This is a genomic window from Actinocorallia lasiicapitis (assembly GCF_054778695.1).
On record NZ_BAAGZI010000876.1, the window covers coordinates 1 to 645 of the forward strand.

Genomic DNA, 645 nt, shown 5'->3' on the forward strand with positions numbered 1-645 from the left:
GAGGCCGTCCGGTCGCTGTACGCGGCGGGCGCGCCCCGCGTCGTCGTCGCCTCGTACTTCCTGGCGCCCGGCTACTTCGCCGACAAGGTCGCCCTCGCCGCCGCCGGGGCGGGCGCCACCGCCGTCTCCCCCGTCCTCGGCGACGCGCCCGAGCTGGCCGATATCATCCAGTGCCGGTACGGCGAGGCACTGACCAGCACACCGTGCGCGCGGTGCGCCTGACGGTCAGGGCTTGCCGGTGAGGCCGGCCTCGACCGGGCGGGCCAGCTCCTGGAGCAGGGTCCTGGATCGGCGGTCCGAAAGATCGCCGATCTTCGCCTTCTTCGGGACGCCCACAGTGGCCAGCGCCGACCTGACCTTCGCCTTGGAGTAGCGGGTGCGCAGCGCCGTCACCAGGTCGAGATCGGTGGCGGACGGGTCGCGCATCACCTCCGCCAGGGTGAGCTCGCCCGTTCTCAGCCCTTGGAGATAGGTGGCGGCCTGGCTCTTCGGCGCCGGATCGGCCGGTGCGTAGGGGACGGACTGCGGGACCTGGTGCGCGTCCCGTGTCTCCGGGAGCGCGCCCTTGGGCAGGAGCGCGACGGCGGCCGCGGCCGTCGGCGGGCCCGCGGGCAGGCCGGGGGCGAGCTGGATGAGCGCGGCGAG

Annotated in this window: 2 protein-coding genes; one reads left to right on the forward strand and one right to left on the reverse strand. The window is 74.7% G+C overall.

Translation table 11 applies throughout. The annotated features are described in order from the left end of the window. A partial coding sequence (locus ACYVE7_RS35245; protein ID WP_460371032.1) for a sirohydrochlorin chelatase occupies positions 1–222 on the forward strand: 222 nt, incomplete at its 5' end. Between the two features lie 3 nt (positions 223–225). On the opposite strand, the gene ACYVE7_RS35250 is transcribed toward ACYVE7_RS35245, so the two are convergent. Next, positions 226–645, reverse strand: a 420-nt coding sequence (locus ACYVE7_RS35250) for a hypothetical protein (RefSeq protein WP_460371033.1), incomplete at its 5' end; no start/stop codon positions are given.